Raw genomic sequence first — 16,285 nt, forward strand, 5'->3', positions numbered from 1 at the left:
ATCACCGGTCGCGCTCGCGGGCCGGGGTCAGGGATGGACCCGGCGTAGGTAGTCCTCGTACAGCAGGACGAATCCGTCGTCGTCGAAATCGATGCCGGCGCGGTAGTCGCCGGAGACGAAACGCACCGTCCGGCCGCCGCGCGGTTCGTACCGCTGCGCGGTGAGCGTGGCGGTCAGGTCCGGCACCGCGACGAATCGCATGGTGTAGTCCCGCGGGGCGGACGCCGCGCCCAGCAGTTCGTCGCGCACCACGGGCAGGGAGTTGAAGTACGCGGAGTGCTGGAGGTCGAAGTAGTCGGCTCCGTCCAGACGATGCCGCACCGGGCCGTCGCCGATGTCGACGGTCAGCTCGGGACCGTCCAGCCGCCAGCGCAATTCGTAGGCCACGCCGATCTGGGTACCGTCGGCACGGTCCAGCGATTCGACGCGGACGATCTCCATCCGCGGCTCATCGATCCCCTGCCACACGAAGGTTCGCACGGGACGAGATTAGCGGCCGCCGTCGAATTCGAGGCCCGCGTTGACCGTCTCGGTGTCACAGGTCTTGGCGGAAGCGCGGCGGCGGTGCGCCTTCTGACGGCAGGCCGGTGAGCAGTACCGGGCGGGGCGGCCGGTGGCGGAGGGTCGCAGGGCGTCGCCGCAGACCGGGCAACGGATCGTTTCGCTATGCGTTTCGTTACGATCCGGGCCGCGGGTTTCGAGTTTCGTCACACGCTCGGACGGGGCGGCGCGCATGGCGTCCAGCACCAGGGCGGCGGGCCGCGACAGCGTGTCGGTCAGCCCCGAAGAACGCTGCACGGCAAGACATCCGGCGAACAGCGCGACCACGTCGGGCATGGTGAGATCCGCGCGCACCGAACCCTCGCGCTGCGCCGCGACCAGCAGCGCCGCCAGCGCGTGGCGGAATCGCTCGCCCGCACCCCGCAGCAGCTCGCGGGGCCAGCCGTCGTCGGACTCCAGCACATCGCACATCGCCTTGTTGCGGGGCGCGCCGATCACGACCTTGGCGCAGAACTCGATGAAGGCCGCGCCCGCGTCCGGCGCGTCACGATAGCCGATGGCCAGCGCGGTGAGCCGGTCGACACGTTGCTGCACAACGGCTTCCACCAGATCGGTCTTCGCCGGAAAATGCCGGTGCACGGTGCCGGCGCCGACTCCCGCCCGACGCGCGACCTCGGCGAGCGACACCGAGGTGCCGTGTTCGGCGAAGGCGCGCTGGGCGGCGGACAGGATCAGCGCACGGTTGCGCCGGGCATCGGCCCGGTTGCCGAGTCCCGGCTGCGGCTGGGTTTCGTTACGCACCTTCGATTCAACACTGGCAGCGGGCACTTCGCCCCTCCTATGGTCCGAATACGGGTCGAACAACCCGTATTCTAGCGAAGGGAAGCTCATGTCCGAATCGAACGATCCCATTCTGGTGACCGGCGCGACCGGCAAGCAGGGCGGCGCGACGGCCCGCCACCTCCTCGAGCACGGGCATCCCGTCCGCGCGCTGGTCCGTGACCCGAAGACCGCCGCGGCGCGGGAACTGTCGGCGCTGGGCGCGGAACTCGTGGTCGGCGATTTCGACGAACCCGCCACGCTCCGCACCGCGGTCGCCGGAGTCCGCGGTGTCTTCGCCGTACCGCCGAGTCCCATGGACCCGACGAGCGACATCAAGGACATCGAAGCCCGGCGGAGCGTGCAGCTGGTCGAGGCGGCGCGGGCGGCGGGGGTCGATCACTTCGTGTTCACCGGCATCGGCTCGTTCTCCGGCGGTGAGCGGATCGCCGCCGGGAAGGAGGCCGCCGAACAGGCCGTGATCGCCAGTGGCATGCGCTATACGCTGCTGCGACCTGTCCGGTTCATGGAGAACTATCTGGCACAGGGCACGCCGGTGGACGGAATCAGCGCGGGCGTCCACCGGCATCTGTTCGCACCCGACCACCCGGTGCAGATGATCGCAGTCGACGACATCGGCGTCATCGCGGCGCTGGCCTTCGCCGAACCGGAGCGCTTCCACGGCCGGATCCTCGAACTGGCCGGTGACGAGCAGACACCGGTGGCCGCCGCGGCGAGTATCTCCGAGGCCACGGGGATCCCCGTCCGATACCACCAGCTCACCGGGCCGGAGGTGGCAGCGCTGGGCGAGCCGATCGCCTCGGTCGCCCGGCTGGTCGGTGACGGCGGCGCGGGCTGGCACGCCGACATCCACGCGCTGCGCGTCATCCATCCCGGCCTCCGCACGTTCGACGACTGGCTGACGGAAACCGGTGCCGCACAACTGAAGTCGCTGCTGGACGGATCGGCTTAAAGCGCCTGTCCGCAGGTCCGGCAGAACCGGTTACCGGGCTCCGTACGGGAGCCACAGGTTCCGCAGAACGCGGGCGCCGCACTCGGCAGCTGCTCGGTATCGGCTCCGATTTCCGACGGAATCGACTGCGCCGCAGTCGTTTCCGGCACGTCGACGGCGCGAATCGGCTGCGTCTCGGCCGGGACCGACGCCGTCGGCGCAGCGGCCTGCCACCCCGATACGGTCGGTGCAGCGGCCTGCCACACCAACGTGGTCGGCGCAGGACTGCCCGGAACCGATTGCGGCGCAGATGGTCCCGGCACAGGGATACCGGTAGGCGCCGGGACCGTCTGCGCTTCGGCCGGTATCGGTGCGGGAGTGCCGAGGCCGCTCGGGACGCCGGCGCCGACGACGTGGCCGGGGTGCCCGAAGCGGAATGCCGGGTCCGTGGCAGGTCCGGCCGACGGCATCGGCGGGGCCGCGAGGGCGACCTTGCCGCGCCGTGAGCGGCGCACCAGCAGCAGGACCAGGATCACCACCACTACCGCGGCACCTGCTGCGCCACCGATCAGATACCAGAGCCGGTAGTCGGCGGACGAGTTGCCCCAGTCACCGAACCTGTCCCGCATCTGGGCCGCCGACGTCTTCATCTCGGCCGCCTTCGCGTGCTTCGGCGACAGCGCCAGCACCTTGTCGAAGTCCGAAATCGCGGTGGTGTACCGACCGGCATAGAACGCCGCGAGCCCGTCCTGATAGGAGGTGTCCACGGCGGCCGGTGCGGGCTGAACTCCGTTGCGCTTCAACAGTTCCGACAGGCCCGTAGCCGGTGCGACGAAGTTGAACGGCTGGGATTCGCCGCGAATCAGGAAGCTGTTCACCCCGATCACCCGCCCGTCGCCGCCGACGGTGGGACCGCCGCTCATCCCGGGCGACACGGCGGCGCTGATCTCGTAGACCGGCACGCTGCCCTGTGTCTTCTTCGAGCTGACCGCGCCTTCCTTGTTCGACGGTTCGGCCGAGCGATCCGTGACCGTCTCCGTGCTGGCGGGGTAGCCGACCGCCAGCACCTGGTCGCCGATGCGGACGTCGGCGTCGGCGGCGAGTTCGGCCGCGGCGAGGCCGTGCGCCTCCACCTTCAGCAGGGCCACATCGCCCTGCCCGAGCGAGCGGTAGTCGACCACGCGGGCGGGCAGCGGATCGGTCCGCCCGTCGCCGAGTTGCACCGTCGCCCGCAGATCCAGCGGCGATCCCTTGGCCTCGCCCTCCACGGTCCAGTTCTTCGCACCGAACTCGTAGAACTCCTCGGCGCTCACCTGGGCGCGGCGGTCGTGCGCCTCGAGCGCGGCCATCTGAATGTATTTGTCGCGGAACGATTCCGTGCCCGCACCGATGTCGACACAGTGCCCCGCCGTGGCGACGTACCCGTCGGGGTCGACCACGAATCCGGTGCAGGTCGCGTCGATCTCGTACGGCTGCCCGTTGTTGAACACATTGCCGAGTTCGTCGAGGACATAACCGCTGACGCGCATATCGATGGCCGCGATCGCGGGACGAATCAGCGCGGCGGCCTGCTCCATCCGGTTCGGCGGATGCAGGTCCGCGGGCGCGGTGCCGACGTCGCTGGAACAGGCGGCGCCACCGCCCACCACGAGCAGAGACAGTGCCGAGACGGCGGCGATTTTCGACCATGGCCGAGAACTGGACATGGGTGCTCCTCCAGGGAATTGATGCAGACCGGCCGACCCCGCCGAACCGGGATGGTCCCGTGGCACGGACACCGTTGCGATGCAGTGCTTCCCGAGGGGTCGATGTGGACCGGCTCACCCATGGTCACAGCGAATCGGCACGTCCGGTACGCACCCTAGGGGGCGATGTTCCTACCCAACGATGCGATTCACCGCCACCCGTTCGGTGGCCGCGCCCGCGCCGAAACCGGTCTAGGCGGACGCCCCGACCAGGTTCTCCCCGCGCAGCCGCTGGGAGATCACCTGGGTGATGCCGTCGCCGCGCATGCTCACGCCGTAGAGCGCGTCGGCAATCTCCATGGTCGGCTTCTGGTGGGTGATGACGATCAGCTGCGACTTCTCCCGCAGCTGCTCGAACAGGCCGATGAGGCGGCGCAGGTTGGTGTCGTCCAGCGCCGCTTCCACCTCGTCCATGACGTAGAACGGCGAGGGCCGGGCCCGGAAGATCGCCACCAGCAGCGCCACCGCGGTCAGCGACTTCTCGCCGCCGGACAGCAGCGACAGCCGCTTGACCTTCTTCCCCGGCGGGCGGGCCTCCACCTCGATCCCGGTGGTCAGCATGTCCGTGGGGTCGGTCAGCAACAGCCGGCCCTCGCCGCCCGGGAACAGCTTCGCGAACACGCCGACGAACTCACGCTCGACGTCCTCCCAGGCCTCGGTGAACACCTGCAGGATCCGCGCGTCCACCTCGGCGACCACGTCCAGCAGGTCCTGGCGGGCCTTCTTGACGTCCTCCAGCTGGGTGGACAGGAAGTTGTAGCGCTCCTCCAGGGCCGCGAACTCCTCCAGCGCAAGGGGATTCACCTTGCCGAGGGTGGTGAGGTCCTTCTCGGCGCGCTTGGCGCGGCGTTGCTGGGTGGCACGGTCGTAGGGCATCGGCTGCGGCGGGCTGACCTGCTCGCCGCGCTCCTTGGCCTGCTCGTACTCCTGCAGTTCCAGCGAGGTCGGCGGCATCGGCACGTCGGGGCCGTACTCGGCGATCAGGTCGTCCAGGGCGATGCCGAACTGCTCGGAGATGGTCTGCTCGAGCTGTTCGATGCGCAGAGCCGCCTCGGCGCGCGCCACCTCGTCGCGGTGCACGGCGTCGGTGAGCTGGGTCAGCTGGGTGGTCAGCGCCCGCACCCGCTCCTTGATCTGGTCGACCTGGGCGGCGCAGTCGGTGCGCCGCCGCACCAGTTCGTCCCGGCGCGAAGAGGCTTCGCCCACAACGGTTTCCAGCTCGGCGGCGACCCGCTCGGCGGACTCGGCGACGACGGCGGCGACCTCGGCGGCCCGGCGGCGCGCGGCCTGGGCGCGCTCGGCGCGGGCCCGGGACTCACGCTCGGCGCGGGCGGCGCGGCGCAGCGAATCCGCCTTGCCCCGTACCGATTCCGCGCGTTCCTCGGCGGTGCGCACCGCCAGCCGGGCCTCCACTTCCATCGAGCGCGCCTCGGCCAGCGCCCCGGCCGCCTCCTCGCGCGCCAGCCCGGCGGTCTCACTGCCCGCGTCGTCGTCCGAATCCAATTCGGACTGTTCGGATTCCGCGTTCCGCAGCCGGTTCTCCAGGTCGGCCAGCTGCCGCAGGTTCGCGTCCCGGGTGGTCTCGGCCTCGGCCCGCTGGGCTTGCAGGCGTTCGCATTCGGACTTCGCGGAGCGCGCGGACGCACCCACCCGGCCGAGCCGGTCGTAGATCGACACCATGGCCTGGTCGGATTCGTGCAGCGCCAGCAGGGCCTGGTCCACCGCCTGCTTGCGGTCGGTCTGTTCGGCCTCGGCGCCCGACAGCGCGGCCTCGAACTCCTCGGCATGCCGCTGCCACGACTCCAATTCGGCCTGCGCGGCATCGATATCGGCCTGGATCTCGAGCCGGCTGGGCGCGCGATCGGAACCACCGAGCACCCACCCGGTACCGGCGAGATCCCCGTCGCGAGTAACGACGCGCAGCTCCGGATACGCCCCGAGCACCTCCGCCGCGGCCTCGAGATCATCGGCCACCGCGGTCCCGGCCGTCAGCGCATCGACAGCCCCCCGCAACTCCGGCGGACAATCGACAACCTCCGCAAGCCACCGCGCCCGCCCCGGCAACGCCGCCCGCTGCCCACCGCGCCCGGAGCCACCCCGCCCACGATCCGAATGTCCGTCCGCGGCAAAAGCTTCCGACCGATCCACACCGTCGCCCGCCGACCCCGACACCACAACACCGCTACCCGCACCAGCCGACTCCGGCACCGCAACACCGGACTCCGACCCACCGCTACCCGTAGTTGCAGACTCCGGGAGACCATGGCCCATATCGGCTGTGGTGCGGCCGTATACCAGGGCCACACGGCCGCCGTCGGCTTCCTTGAGCGCGGTCAGGGCGGCGTGGGCAGCGCTGCCCGTCTCGGCGGCGACGGCGTCGGCCATGGGGCCGAGGGCGGCGGCGACGGCGGATTCGTAGCCGGTGTGGACGCGCAGCAGGCCGGACAGGGGGCCGAGGAGGCCGTCGGCGTGGTGCTCGAGGAGCCAGGCGCCGCCGTCCTTGCGGGACAGGCCCATGGTGAGCGCCTCGATCCGGGCGGTCAGCGAGGCCACCTTCTTGCCGGCCTCACGGTCGGATTCGCGAAGTTCGGTGACGCGCCGGTCGGCCAGCTCCAAGGCCTGGGCGGCGTGCTCGTAGGAGGCGTCCAGACTCTCCTCACCGGCGTCGAGTTCGCTCAATTCGGCTTGTACCGACTCGAATTCGGCCTCGGCGTCCGCGCCACGCTGCCGCGCCTCGGTCAGCGCGGTCGACAGCCGGGTGATCTCGGTGTCCGCGGACTGGGCACGGGTGCGCAGATTGTCGACCTGACCGGACAGCCGGGCCAGCCCCTCGCGGCGATCGGCGATGGCGCGCACGGCGGCCAGATGCGCCTGCTCCGCCGCCTTCGCCGCCTGCTCGCGATCGTGCAACTGGTCGCGGGCGGCCTCCAGGGTCGCGGTCGCGACCTCGACGGCCTCCAGGAGTTCGGCCTCCTCGGCCTCCACCCGCGCCGCTTCGGCCTCGAGCTGCTCCGGATCGCGGCCGGTACCGGTGGGCTGCTCGATGGTCAGGTTGCGGGCCCGGTCGCGAGCGATGCGGATAGTGGCGTTGACGCGCTCCACCAGAGCCGACAGCTGGAACCAGGTCTGCGCGGCCGCCTCGGCGCCGGGCGTCAGCCGCGACAGCTCGAATTCCTGTTGTGCCAGTGCGGCATTGGCCGCGTCGAGTTCGGCCTGCACATTGATCTGCTGTTCGCGGGCGTAGGACTCCTTGCTCTGCTGGCTCTCCAGCTCGCGGCGGCGCGTCACCAGATCGTCGGCGGCCAGCCGGAGTTTGGCGTCGCGCAGTTCGGATTGCACGGTCGCGGCGCGGCGCGCCACCTCGGCCTGGCGGCCCAATGGCTTGAGCTGGCGGCGCAACTCGGTGGTCAGGTCGGTCAGGCGCGCCAGGTTGGCCTGCATGGCCTCCAGCTTGCGGACCGCCTTCTCCTTGCGTTTGCGGTGTTTGAGGACACCGGCGGCCTCCTCGATGAAGGCGCGGCGGTCCTCCGGACGCGATTCCAAGATCGCCGAGAGCTGCCCCTGGCCGACGATGACGTGCATCTCCCGGCCGATTCCGGAGTCCGACAGCAGTTCCTGCACATCCATCAGGCGGCAGGAGTTGCCGTTGATCTCGTACTCACCCGCGCCGTCGCGGAACATGCGGCGGGTGATCGACACCTCGGAGTAGTCGATGGGCAGCGCGCCGTCGGAGTTGTCGATGGTCAGGGTGACCTCGGCGCGACCCAGCGGCGCGCGGCCGGCGGTGCCGGCGAAGATGACGTCCTGCATCTTGCCGCCGCGCAGCGCCTTCGCGCCCTGCTCCCCCATCACCCAGGTGAGCGCGTCGACGACATTCGACTTACCCGAGCCGTTGGGCCCCACCACGCAGGTGATGCCCGGCTCCAGGCGCAGGGTCGTCGCGGACGCGAAGGACTTGAATCCCTTCAGCGTCAGACTCTTCAGGTGCACAGCAGGCCAATCTACCCGCTAGCCGGGGGTAGCTCCGCGTATGCCGGGTCAGGATGTCGTCAGGGCATGTTCGTGCGCGGCCCGCCGCACCCGCGCGACTCCCAGCCGGTGAGGACGCGGAACACCAGCACTGCACCCCACGGCCCGATCACCCACAGCGGCCACGGGTAGGTGAATTCGCCCGTACCCAGCGAGATCAGGCCCCAGATCACCAGGCACAGCACCCCGACGCCCAGCCACGCGCCGCCCTCGATGCGCTGCCAGATCGGCAACCGGGCCGGGCTCTTGCCGGGCGCGGCGGCCCGCTGCCGGGGCAGCTTCGGCAGATCCGACAACACCAGCTGCAGATCGTCGCGCGTGGTGGTGGCGAACACCCGCGCCACCCGCTGGTCGTATTCGGCGAGATCGATGCGCCCCTCGCTCAAATGCCGGGACAGCAGATCGGCCACCTGCTGCCGCTCGGCGTCGGAGGCGCGGGTGCCGGTGGTGATGTCCATGGCCCGTGTTCCTATCGACGAGATCAATATTCCAAAGTGGAACGTACACAGGATGATGCTACCTCCACAGTGGAATGTCAAGACGGAGAGTGAACCGGGGCCGCCCGAGGGGCCTTAAGTTAACGACCATTTGCGCTCGAGTGCGGGTAAATGAGAAGGTGAAGCTCCGTTTAGCGGACAAGGAGTTCTTCGTGGATCTGGAATGGTCGCCCACCGATCTGGCGTTTCGCGACGAGGTGCGGCGTTTTCTCGACGAGAACCTGACCCCCGACCTCCGGCGCGCCGGGCAGCTCGCCACGAGCGTCTACCCGGATCACGAGGCCAGCATGCGGTGGCAGCACATCCTGCACGCCCGCGGCTGGGCCGCGCCGGCCTGGCCGGTGGAATACGGCGGCTGCGACTGGAGCATGACCCAGCACTACATCTTCGACCGCGAGTCGATGCTGGCCGGCGCACCGCCGTTGTCGCCCATGGGGATCCGCATGGTGTCGCACGCGATCATCGCCTTCGGCACCGAGGAGCAGAAGGCGTACTTCCTGCCCCGCATCCTCACCGGTGAGGTCTTCTTCTGCCAGGGCTACTCGGAGCCGGAGGCCGGTTCGGACCTGGCCTCGCTGACCATGGCGGCGGTCGACGACGGCGACGACCTGGTCTGCACCGGCTCCAAGATCTGGACCACGCACGCCACGGAGGCGAACTGGATCTTCTGCCTGGTGCGCACCTCGAAGCTGGAGCGCAAGCAGCAGGGCATCACGTTCGTGCTGATCCCGATGGACTCCCCCGGTATCCAGGTGCGCCCGCTGGTGATGACCTCGGGTGAGCAGGTACAGAACCAGGTGTTCTTCGACCAGGTGCGGGTGCCGAAGACGAACGTGCTGGGCCGCGTCGACGACGGCTGGACCGTCGCCAAGTACCTGCTCAACTTCGAGCGCGGCGGCGCGCTGGGCCCCATGCTGCAGGTGATGGCCGAATCGCTGGCCGAGCAGGCGCAGGCCCAGCCCGGCCCGGACGGCGGCACGCTGCTGGACGATCCGGTCTTCGCGGCCCGGCTGGCCGACATCCGCATCCGCGCCGACGTGCTGGAGATCCTGGAGTACCGCACGGTGGCCGCGATCTCCCAGGGCAGGAACCCGGGACCCGCGGCCTCGACGCTGAAGATCCTCGGCACCGAACTCAGCCAGCAGCTCACCGAACTCGCCCTGGCGGCCGCGGGCCCGCGCGGCCGGGTCTACCAGCCGCACGGCACCATGCCCGGCGGCCCCGTGGCCGACTTCACCGCACCGGCCGACGGCTACCTCAGCGGCGCCGAGTGGCAGGCGGTCGCGCCGCAGCGCTACTTCAACGATCGAGCCGGCTCGATCTACGCCGGTAGCAACGAGATTCAGCGCAACATCATCGCCAAGGCAACCCTGGGACTGTAGACATGGACTTCGAATTCACCGCCGAACAGCAACTGCTCCGCGATACGGTCACCGAGTTCCTGGCGGCGCGCTACGACCTGGAGAAGAGTCGCGCCGCGGCCCGCCTGGGCGCCGGCCGGCAGCCGGAGATCTGGCGCGCCTTCGCCGACGAGGTCGGCATCCTCGGCGCGAGCCTGCCCGAGGAGGTGGGCGGGTTCGGCGGCGGCGCGGTCGAGACGCTGCTCATCGCCGAGGCCCTGGGCGGGGCGCTGGTCGTCGAACCGTACGTCGACACCGTCGTACTCGGCGGCGGGCTGCTGCGCCGGGCCGGTGGCGACCGCGCCACGGACCTGTTGCGCGGCATCGTCTCCGGCACGGTCATCACGACTCTCGCCGCGCTGGAAGCCGATTCGGGCTACGACATCGGGCGGGTGTCCACGACCGCGCGCCGCGACGGGGACGCGTGGGTCCTCGACGGCTCGAAGGCCGTGGTGACCACCGCGCCGCTGGCGACACACCTGCTGGTCACGGCCCGCACACCGGATTCGACCGGACTGTCGCTGTTCGTGGTCGAGGCCGACGCGCCCGGCCTCACCCAGCATCCGTACCGCACCATAGACGAACGCCGGGCCGCCGATCTCGTACTCGACGGCGTGCGGGTCCCGGCGGACGCACTGCTGGGAACCGAAGCGGGCGCGGACGATTCGCTCGCCCGCGCCGTGGACGAGGCGATCGCCGCCCTCGCGGCGGAGGCGATCGGCGGCATGCGCAAGGTGCTCGCCGACACCGTGGCGTACGCGAAGCAGCGTCGGCAGTTCGGCGTGCCGATCGGCAGCTTCCAGGTCCTGCAGCACCGCATGGTCGACATGCACCTGGAACTCGAACAGGCCATCGCCGCAACATATCTCGTCACGCTGAAGCTGGACGCCGCACCGCTCGAACGGGCCCGCGCGGCGGCCGCCGCCAAGGCCACCGTGGCCCGCGCGGCCCGCTTCATCGGCCAGCACGCGGTGCAGCTGCACGGCGCGATGGGTATGACCGAGGAACTTGCCATCGGCCATTTCTTCAAGCGCCTCACCGCGATTCAGTACGAATGGGGCTCGGCGGACCATCACATCGCCCGCTACGCCGCCCTCACCCGCCCGAACTGAGACCGAACCGACGAGGCGCCGCCCGCTTCGAAAAGCGGACGGCGCCTCGTCTTTCGGTGTTCGACCGCTACCGCGCTCGCTCGGCGGCCGACCCGACTCCACACCGCGCTCCGTTGCGCGCCGCGGGATCCTGTTACCGGACGGGATCGAAGTCCCGTGCGGCGATGTACGTCGGCCGGATCTCCCTGGCCGCGTACGGTTCCTGCACGAGGGTGTTCTCCACGCTGTTGAACACCAGGAAGATGTTCGAGCGCGGGAACGGCGTGATGTTGTTGGCCGAGGCATGCATGATGTTCGAATCGAACAGCAGCGCCGACCCGCGCGCACCGGTGAACTGCGCGATGCCGTGCTTGTTGGCCAGATCGGTGATGTCGGCATGCGAGGGCACGCCGATCTCCTGCTCCCGCAACGATTCCCGGTAGTGCTCGGCCGGGGTCTCACCCTGGCACGGCACGAATGTGCGCTGCGAACCCGGCATCACCATCAGGCTGCCGTTGAACGGATAATTCTCTGTCAACGCGATCGACAGGCTCACCGCTCGCGGGGAGGGCATCCCGTCCTCGGCATGCCAGGTCTCGAAGTCGGAGTGCCAGTAGAACCCCGCGCCCTCGAAACCCGGCATGTAGTTGACCCGGCTCTGGTGGATGTACACCTCGGAGCCGAGCACCTGCCGGGCAAGCCCGACCACACGCTCGTCCCGGATCAGATCCGCGACGGCCCGACTGATCTTGTGCATCTCGAAGATCGACCGCACCCGGTTCGACTTCTTCTCGATGATCACCCGATCGTCCAGGCGAAGTTCGGGATCGGCGGCCAGGCGGTCGATCTCCAGGGAGAAATCGGCCACCTCCTCCGGCGACAGCAGCTGGTCGATGATCGCGTACCCGTCGGCGTCGAAGTTCGCCAGCTCCGGCGAGGTGATCCGGCCCCACACGGTCGGATCATTGCGTTCGATCGGCGGCACCGCGGTCAGAGTTCGGGTGCGGTAACGATCGATTCGACTGTCGGCCAACGTCATCGCGGTGTTGTCCTCCTACCTAGTCTGGAACGGCGACCAACGGATAGACGCCGTTCTCGTCGTGCACCTCCTGGCCCGTGACCGGCGGATTGAACACACACAACGCCCGCATCTGCGTGCGCGTCTCGATGCGGTGACGCTCGTGTCCGTTCAGCAGATACATCGAGCCAGGCCCCAATTCGTAGCTGACACCGTTGTCCAAATCGGTGAGAGTGGCCTCACCCTCGATCAACCACACCGCCTCGACGTGGTTGGCGTAATGGAACTCGTGCACGGTGCCGGCCTGAATCGTGGTCTCGTGAAAAGAAAAACCGACCTTGTCGCCCCCGAGAATGATCCGCTTGCTGCGCCAGCCGGCGTCCGCGACGTCGCGGTCGGTGCCGGTGATCTCCTCCGTAGTGCGCACGATCATGGTCAGTTGCCTCCTCGGGCCATGTCGACCGCGTTGCCCAGGATGCCCAGGCCGTGGTCGAGTTCGTCATCGGTAATGGTCAGCGGCGGCAGCAGCTTCACCACCTCATCCTCCGCGCCGGAGGTCTCGACCAGCAACCCCTGTTCGAAGGCGATCCGGCTGACCTTGTTCGCCTCCGACGGCTCGTCGAACACCAGGCCGTGCACCAAGCCGCGGCCACGGGTCGACACGCCATCGTAATTCTCCGACAGCTCGCTGAAGGACTTGTGGATGCGCGCGCCCTTGGCGGCGGTCCCCTCGGCGAGTCGGGTGTCGGACCAGAAGTGCTCCAGCGCGGCGGTCGCGGTCACGAAGGCCGGGTTGTTGCCGCGGAAGGTGCCGTTGTGCTCACCCGGGGCCCACTGGTCCAGCTCGCGCCGCATCAGCACCAGCGCCAGCGGCATGCCGTAGCCGCCGATCGACTTCGACAGCGTGACGATGTCGGGGGTGATGCCCGCGATCTCGAAGGAGAAGAACGGGCCGGTGCGGCCGCAACCCATCTGCACGTCGTCGACGATCAGCAGGATGTCGCGCGCCGCGCACAGCTCCGACAGCCGCTTCAGCCACTCCGCGCGCGCGACGTTGACACCGCCCTCACCCTGCACGGTCTCCACGATCACGGCGGCGGGCTTGTCCACACCGGACGAGCCGTCGTCGAGCACCTTCTCCATCCAGGCCAGTTCGTCGGCGCCCTCGAGGTAGCCGTCGTAGGGCATCGGATTCACATGCACCAGCGGCACTCCCGCGCCGGCCCGCTTGGTGGCGTTGCCGGTGACCGACAGCGCGCCGAGCGTCATGCCGTGAAATGCGTTGGTGAAGTTGAGAATTGTCGTGCGCCCGGTGATCTTTCGCGCCAGCTTCAGCGCGGCCTCGACGGCGTTGGCGCCGGTCGGGCCGGGGAACTGCACCTTGTAGTCCAGGCCGCGCGGATCGAGCAGCACGGTGTCGATCGTCTCCAGCAACTGCTGCTTGGCCACGGTGGACATATCCAGTCCGTGCGTGATGCCGTCGCGCGAGATGTAATCGATCAGCGCCTGCTTGAGCACGGGATTGTTATGGCCGTAGTTCAGTGCGCCGGCGCCGGCGAAGAAATCCAGATAGTCCCGGCCGCTGCCGTCGCGGATCCACGAACCCTGCGCGGTGTCGAACAGGGTCGGCCAAGATCGGCAGTAGCCACGAACATTGGATTCGAGCGATTCGAAAACGGTCATCTCAGCGGTGGTCATCGATGATCCTTTCGTGTGGTGTGCGCCACAGAATGCAATGGCGCGATCCGGTACAGGTCCTCTGATTCGTGACCGTCCGGGAAATCTTGCGGTTCGAATAACGACTCTTGCGTCAGCTGGGCGCCCCGGCGCCGCGCCAACGAGGCGAACATCGCCTGCGAGGCTGCGTTGTCGGGCGAGATCGTCGTCTCCAGCGTCGATACGCCGTGCTCGGCGACGTTGTCCACCAACTGATCCAGCATCGCCACACCCAGCCCGCGGCCGCGGAAGGCGTGGTCGACGGCGACCTGCCACACGAATACCGTGTCCGGCGCCTCGGGCCGGAGATATCCGGTGACGAAGCCTGCGATTTCCGATCCGATTTCGGCGACAACGGACGTTGCCCGGAAATCTCGGCACCACAGGAGGTAGGCGTAGCTGGAATTTGCATCCAATACCTGGGATTCGACGGCAATACGCCACATCGGCGCCCCGTCACCGAGCCGCGGCGTGCGAATCACCGCAGGCGCAGAGGTATCCCGATCTGAATCTTGCCTATCGGGGGGAGGCGAACCGAATGGAGTACTCCTTGTTCGGGTCTCTATCACCCTTCCAGAATTGCCAATGAACTTTGAGGCCAACCGGTCGACTTCATTACGGTTACGTTACATCCGTTTAATCAGTGAATTTCGTCACGTTGCGGGCAACCGTACGACGAAGCGCGCACCACCCCCCGGTCGATCCGTACATTCCACGGTTCCGCCATGTGCGGCAACGGTTTCGGCGACGAGCGCCAGACCGATGCCGGTGCCCGCGGCGGTGCGGCGGCCACGACGCACCGTCACGAAACGTTCGAATATGCGCTGCCGATCCTGCGGCGCCACACCGGGTCCGTGGTCGTCCACGGTGATCACCACCTGGGCGCCGGCCCGGTCCACGCCCACCGACATCACCCCGCCGCCGTGGCGATCGGCGTTCTCGAGCAGATTCACCAGGGCGCGTTCGAGTTCCAGCTTGCGTCCGGTCACCGTGGCGTCGGCGGCGACGCTCAGCAGATCCGGCGGATAGCGCAGTTCGGACAGGGTGTGAGTGAGCAACTCGCGCACCGAGACCGGCTCGGCGTCGGCCCGGTGCATGCGCGCTTCCGCGCGGGCCAGGGCCAGCAGATCATCGAGCAGGCGACGCAGGTGTTCCAGCTCCGCGCGCACCAGGACCAGCGCGTGGCGCGACCGCTGCGGCAACTCGTCCTCGTAACGGGACATGACCCCGACACTCGTGGTGAGCGTCGTCAACGGCGTGCGCAGTTCGTGACTCACGTCACCGACGAGCCGCCGCTCGCGATCGATACGCCGTTGTAAAGAATCGACCATGGTGTTGAACGCGTCCACCGTCGGCGCCAGATCGGGATCATCGGTGTCGGGCAGCCGGGTGCCGAGTTCACCCGAGGCGATCCGCGCCGCGGTCCGGGTCAACCGGCGCAGCGGTATCAGCAGTCGTCGCGACAGCCACAGTCCGAATCCGGCGCCCACCGCGGTCCCCCCGACCAGGCAGATCGCGAGGGGCAGCCAGAAACCTTCGGACGCGACCGACACGATCACCACGAACAGCCCCGACACCAGGCCGGACATCACGGCGAACGCGAAAATCGCTCGGCCGCGCAGACTTTGGCGGCTCAGCTCGCGCAGTCCCCGGCGCGGCTCAGCGCTGGACATCGAGTCGGTAACCGAGCCCTCGCACGGTGACGACGACGCAGGGCTCCGAAGGATCCTGCTCGATCTTGGTGCGCAGCCGGCGCACGTGCACGTCGACTATTCGCTCGTCGCCGAAAAAGCCACGGTCCCAGACTCTTTCGAGTAGCACGCTGCGGGAGAGCACCCGGCCCGGCGTCTCCGCGAGTTCGCACAGCAGCCGGAACTCGGTGAGCGTCAGGTGCAGTTCCTCGTCGCCGCGGCGCACTGTGCCGCCGTCGACCGACAACACCAGCGGCTCGTCGGGATCGGCGTCGAGCACCATCTCCTCGGGAGCGGCCGGCTCCGGGTCCGGCTCGGCGAACTGCTGCGCGCGGCGGCGCAGCGCCCGCATGCGCGCGGTGATCTCCTTGATCTCGAACGGCTTGGTCACGAAATCGTCCGCGCCGGCCTCCAGCGCGGCCACCACATCGTGAGTATCGTCACGCGCGCTGACCACTATTATCGGCACATCGTGATCGCGGCGGATCTCACGAATACAGGAGAATCCGTCCATCTCCCCTAGCATCAGATCGACGATCATCACATCGGGTGCGCCGTTGTCGCGCAGATGCTCGAGGGCATCCTCCGCTTCTTCGGCCTCCTCGACGTCGTAGCCCTCATCCTCCATGGCCAGCCGCAGGGCGCTCCGGACCCGGTCGTCGTCTTCTACGATCATCAGGTTAGCGCTCATAGCTTCTTCCCTAGCAGATACTCGGCCTGGTGCCCCAGCGCCACGAGGGCACGGTTACGGAGGGCAGAGAACGGTAACTGGAGTACCCGGACAACCGTTTCGTAAACGTGGGGCAACACCTCGATGTGCCCCCTC

The 16,285-nt window shown here is 68.6% G+C and carries 14 protein-coding genes; 3 read left to right on the top strand and 11 right to left on the bottom strand.

Annotated features, from left to right (window positions below; translation table 11 throughout):
* Window positions 1–27: 27 nt before the first annotated feature.
* Window positions 28–480 carry a putative glycolipid-binding domain-containing protein gene (locus ACFMRZ_RS12045; RefSeq protein ID WP_400179212.1) on the bottom strand — a complete coding sequence of 151 codons (453 nt, stop codon included), beginning with the start codon at window positions 478–480 and terminating at the stop codon, window positions 28–30.
* A 9-nt stretch (window positions 481–489) separates the two neighbouring features.
* A complete protein-coding gene (locus ACFMRZ_RS12050; protein ID WP_400179213.1) occupies window positions 490–1,329 on the bottom strand; it encodes a TetR/AcrR family transcriptional regulator in 840 nt (279 codons plus the stop codon).
* Window positions 1,330–1,390: 61 nt separating this feature from the next.
* Between ACFMRZ_RS12050 and ACFMRZ_RS12055 the strand changes: the two genes are divergently transcribed.
* A complete protein-coding gene (locus tag ACFMRZ_RS12055) occupies window positions 1,391–2,293 on the top strand; it encodes an NmrA/HSCARG family protein (protein ID WP_400179214.1) in 903 nt (300 codons plus the stop codon).
* Here the strand turns inward: ACFMRZ_RS12055 and ACFMRZ_RS12060 are convergent.
* From ACFMRZ_RS12060 to ACFMRZ_RS12070, 3 genes are all read right to left on the bottom strand, one after another.
* Window positions 2,290–3,978, bottom strand: coding sequence for a trypsin-like peptidase domain-containing protein (locus ACFMRZ_RS12060; RefSeq protein ID WP_400179215.1), 1,689 nt, complete (start codon window positions 3,976–3,978; stop codon window positions 2,290–2,292). The genes ACFMRZ_RS12055 and ACFMRZ_RS12060 overlap by 4 nt on opposite strands.
* A gap of 231 nt (window positions 3,979–4,209) precedes the next feature.
* Window positions 4,210–8,007, bottom strand: a complete 3,798-nt coding sequence (locus ACFMRZ_RS12065; RefSeq protein ID WP_400179216.1) for an AAA family ATPase — start codon at window positions 8,005–8,007, stop codon at window positions 4,210–4,212.
* A 59-nt stretch (window positions 8,008–8,066) separates the two neighbouring features.
* Complete coding sequence (locus tag ACFMRZ_RS12070) at window positions 8,067–8,504, bottom strand: DUF1707 domain-containing protein (protein ID WP_280272592.1); 438 nt, start codon at window positions 8,502–8,504, stop codon at window positions 8,067–8,069.
* A 191-nt stretch (window positions 8,505–8,695) separates the two neighbouring features.
* Between ACFMRZ_RS12070 and ACFMRZ_RS12075 the strand changes: the two genes are divergently transcribed.
* Together ACFMRZ_RS12075 and ACFMRZ_RS12080 are read left to right on the top strand one after the other, a co-directional pair.
* Window positions 8,696–9,925, top strand: coding sequence for an acyl-CoA dehydrogenase family protein (locus tag ACFMRZ_RS12075; protein WP_400182840.1), 1,230 nt, complete (start codon window positions 8,696–8,698; stop codon window positions 9,923–9,925).
* A 2-nt stretch (window positions 9,926–9,927) separates the two neighbouring features.
* Window positions 9,928–11,055 carry an acyl-CoA dehydrogenase family protein gene (locus ACFMRZ_RS12080; RefSeq protein WP_400179217.1) on the top strand — a complete coding sequence of 376 codons (1,128 nt, stop codon included), beginning with the start codon at window positions 9,928–9,930 and terminating at the stop codon, window positions 11,053–11,055.
* A 133-nt stretch (window positions 11,056–11,188) separates the two neighbouring features.
* On the opposite strand, the gene thpD is transcribed toward ACFMRZ_RS12080, so the two are convergent.
* The 6 genes from thpD to ACFMRZ_RS12110 form a co-directional block, all read right to left on the bottom strand.
* Window positions 11,189–12,073, bottom strand: a complete 885-nt coding sequence (gene thpD / locus ACFMRZ_RS12085; RefSeq protein ID WP_280362641.1) for an ectoine hydroxylase — start codon at window positions 12,071–12,073, stop codon at window positions 11,189–11,191.
* 19 nt (window positions 12,074–12,092) lie between these two features.
* A complete protein-coding gene (locus ACFMRZ_RS12090) occupies window positions 12,093–12,485 on the bottom strand; it encodes an ectoine synthase (RefSeq protein ID WP_280270819.1) in 393 nt (130 codons plus the stop codon).
* 2 nt (window positions 12,486–12,487) lie between these two features.
* Window positions 12,488–13,750: a diaminobutyrate--2-oxoglutarate transaminase gene (ectB, locus tag ACFMRZ_RS12095; RefSeq protein WP_400179218.1), complete on the bottom strand. Its 1,263-nt coding sequence runs from the start codon at window positions 13,748–13,750 to the stop codon at window positions 12,488–12,490.
* Entirely contained in the window at window positions 13,747–14,214 is a 468-nt protein-coding gene (gene ectA, locus ACFMRZ_RS12100; protein WP_280270822.1) for a diaminobutyrate acetyltransferase, read from the bottom strand. Before ectA ends, ectB begins: the two co-directional genes overlap by 4 nt.
* 207 nt (window positions 14,215–14,421) lie before the next feature.
* Window positions 14,422–15,441, bottom strand: coding sequence for a HAMP domain-containing sensor histidine kinase (locus ACFMRZ_RS12105; RefSeq protein ID WP_280270817.1), 1,020 nt, complete (start codon window positions 15,439–15,441; stop codon window positions 14,422–14,424).
* Window positions 15,428–16,150 (bottom strand): response regulator transcription factor, encoded by a 723-nt coding sequence (locus ACFMRZ_RS12110; protein WP_280270816.1) that lies wholly within the window; start codon window positions 16,148–16,150, stop codon window positions 15,428–15,430. Before ACFMRZ_RS12110 ends, ACFMRZ_RS12105 begins: the two co-directional genes overlap by 14 nt.
* Window positions 16,151–16,285 lie beyond the last annotated feature (135 nt).

Source organism: Nocardia sp. N2S4-5 (assembly GCF_044628355.1).
Classification (GTDB): Bacteria; Actinomycetota; Actinomycetes; order Mycobacteriales; family Mycobacteriaceae; genus Nocardia; species Nocardia wallacei_B.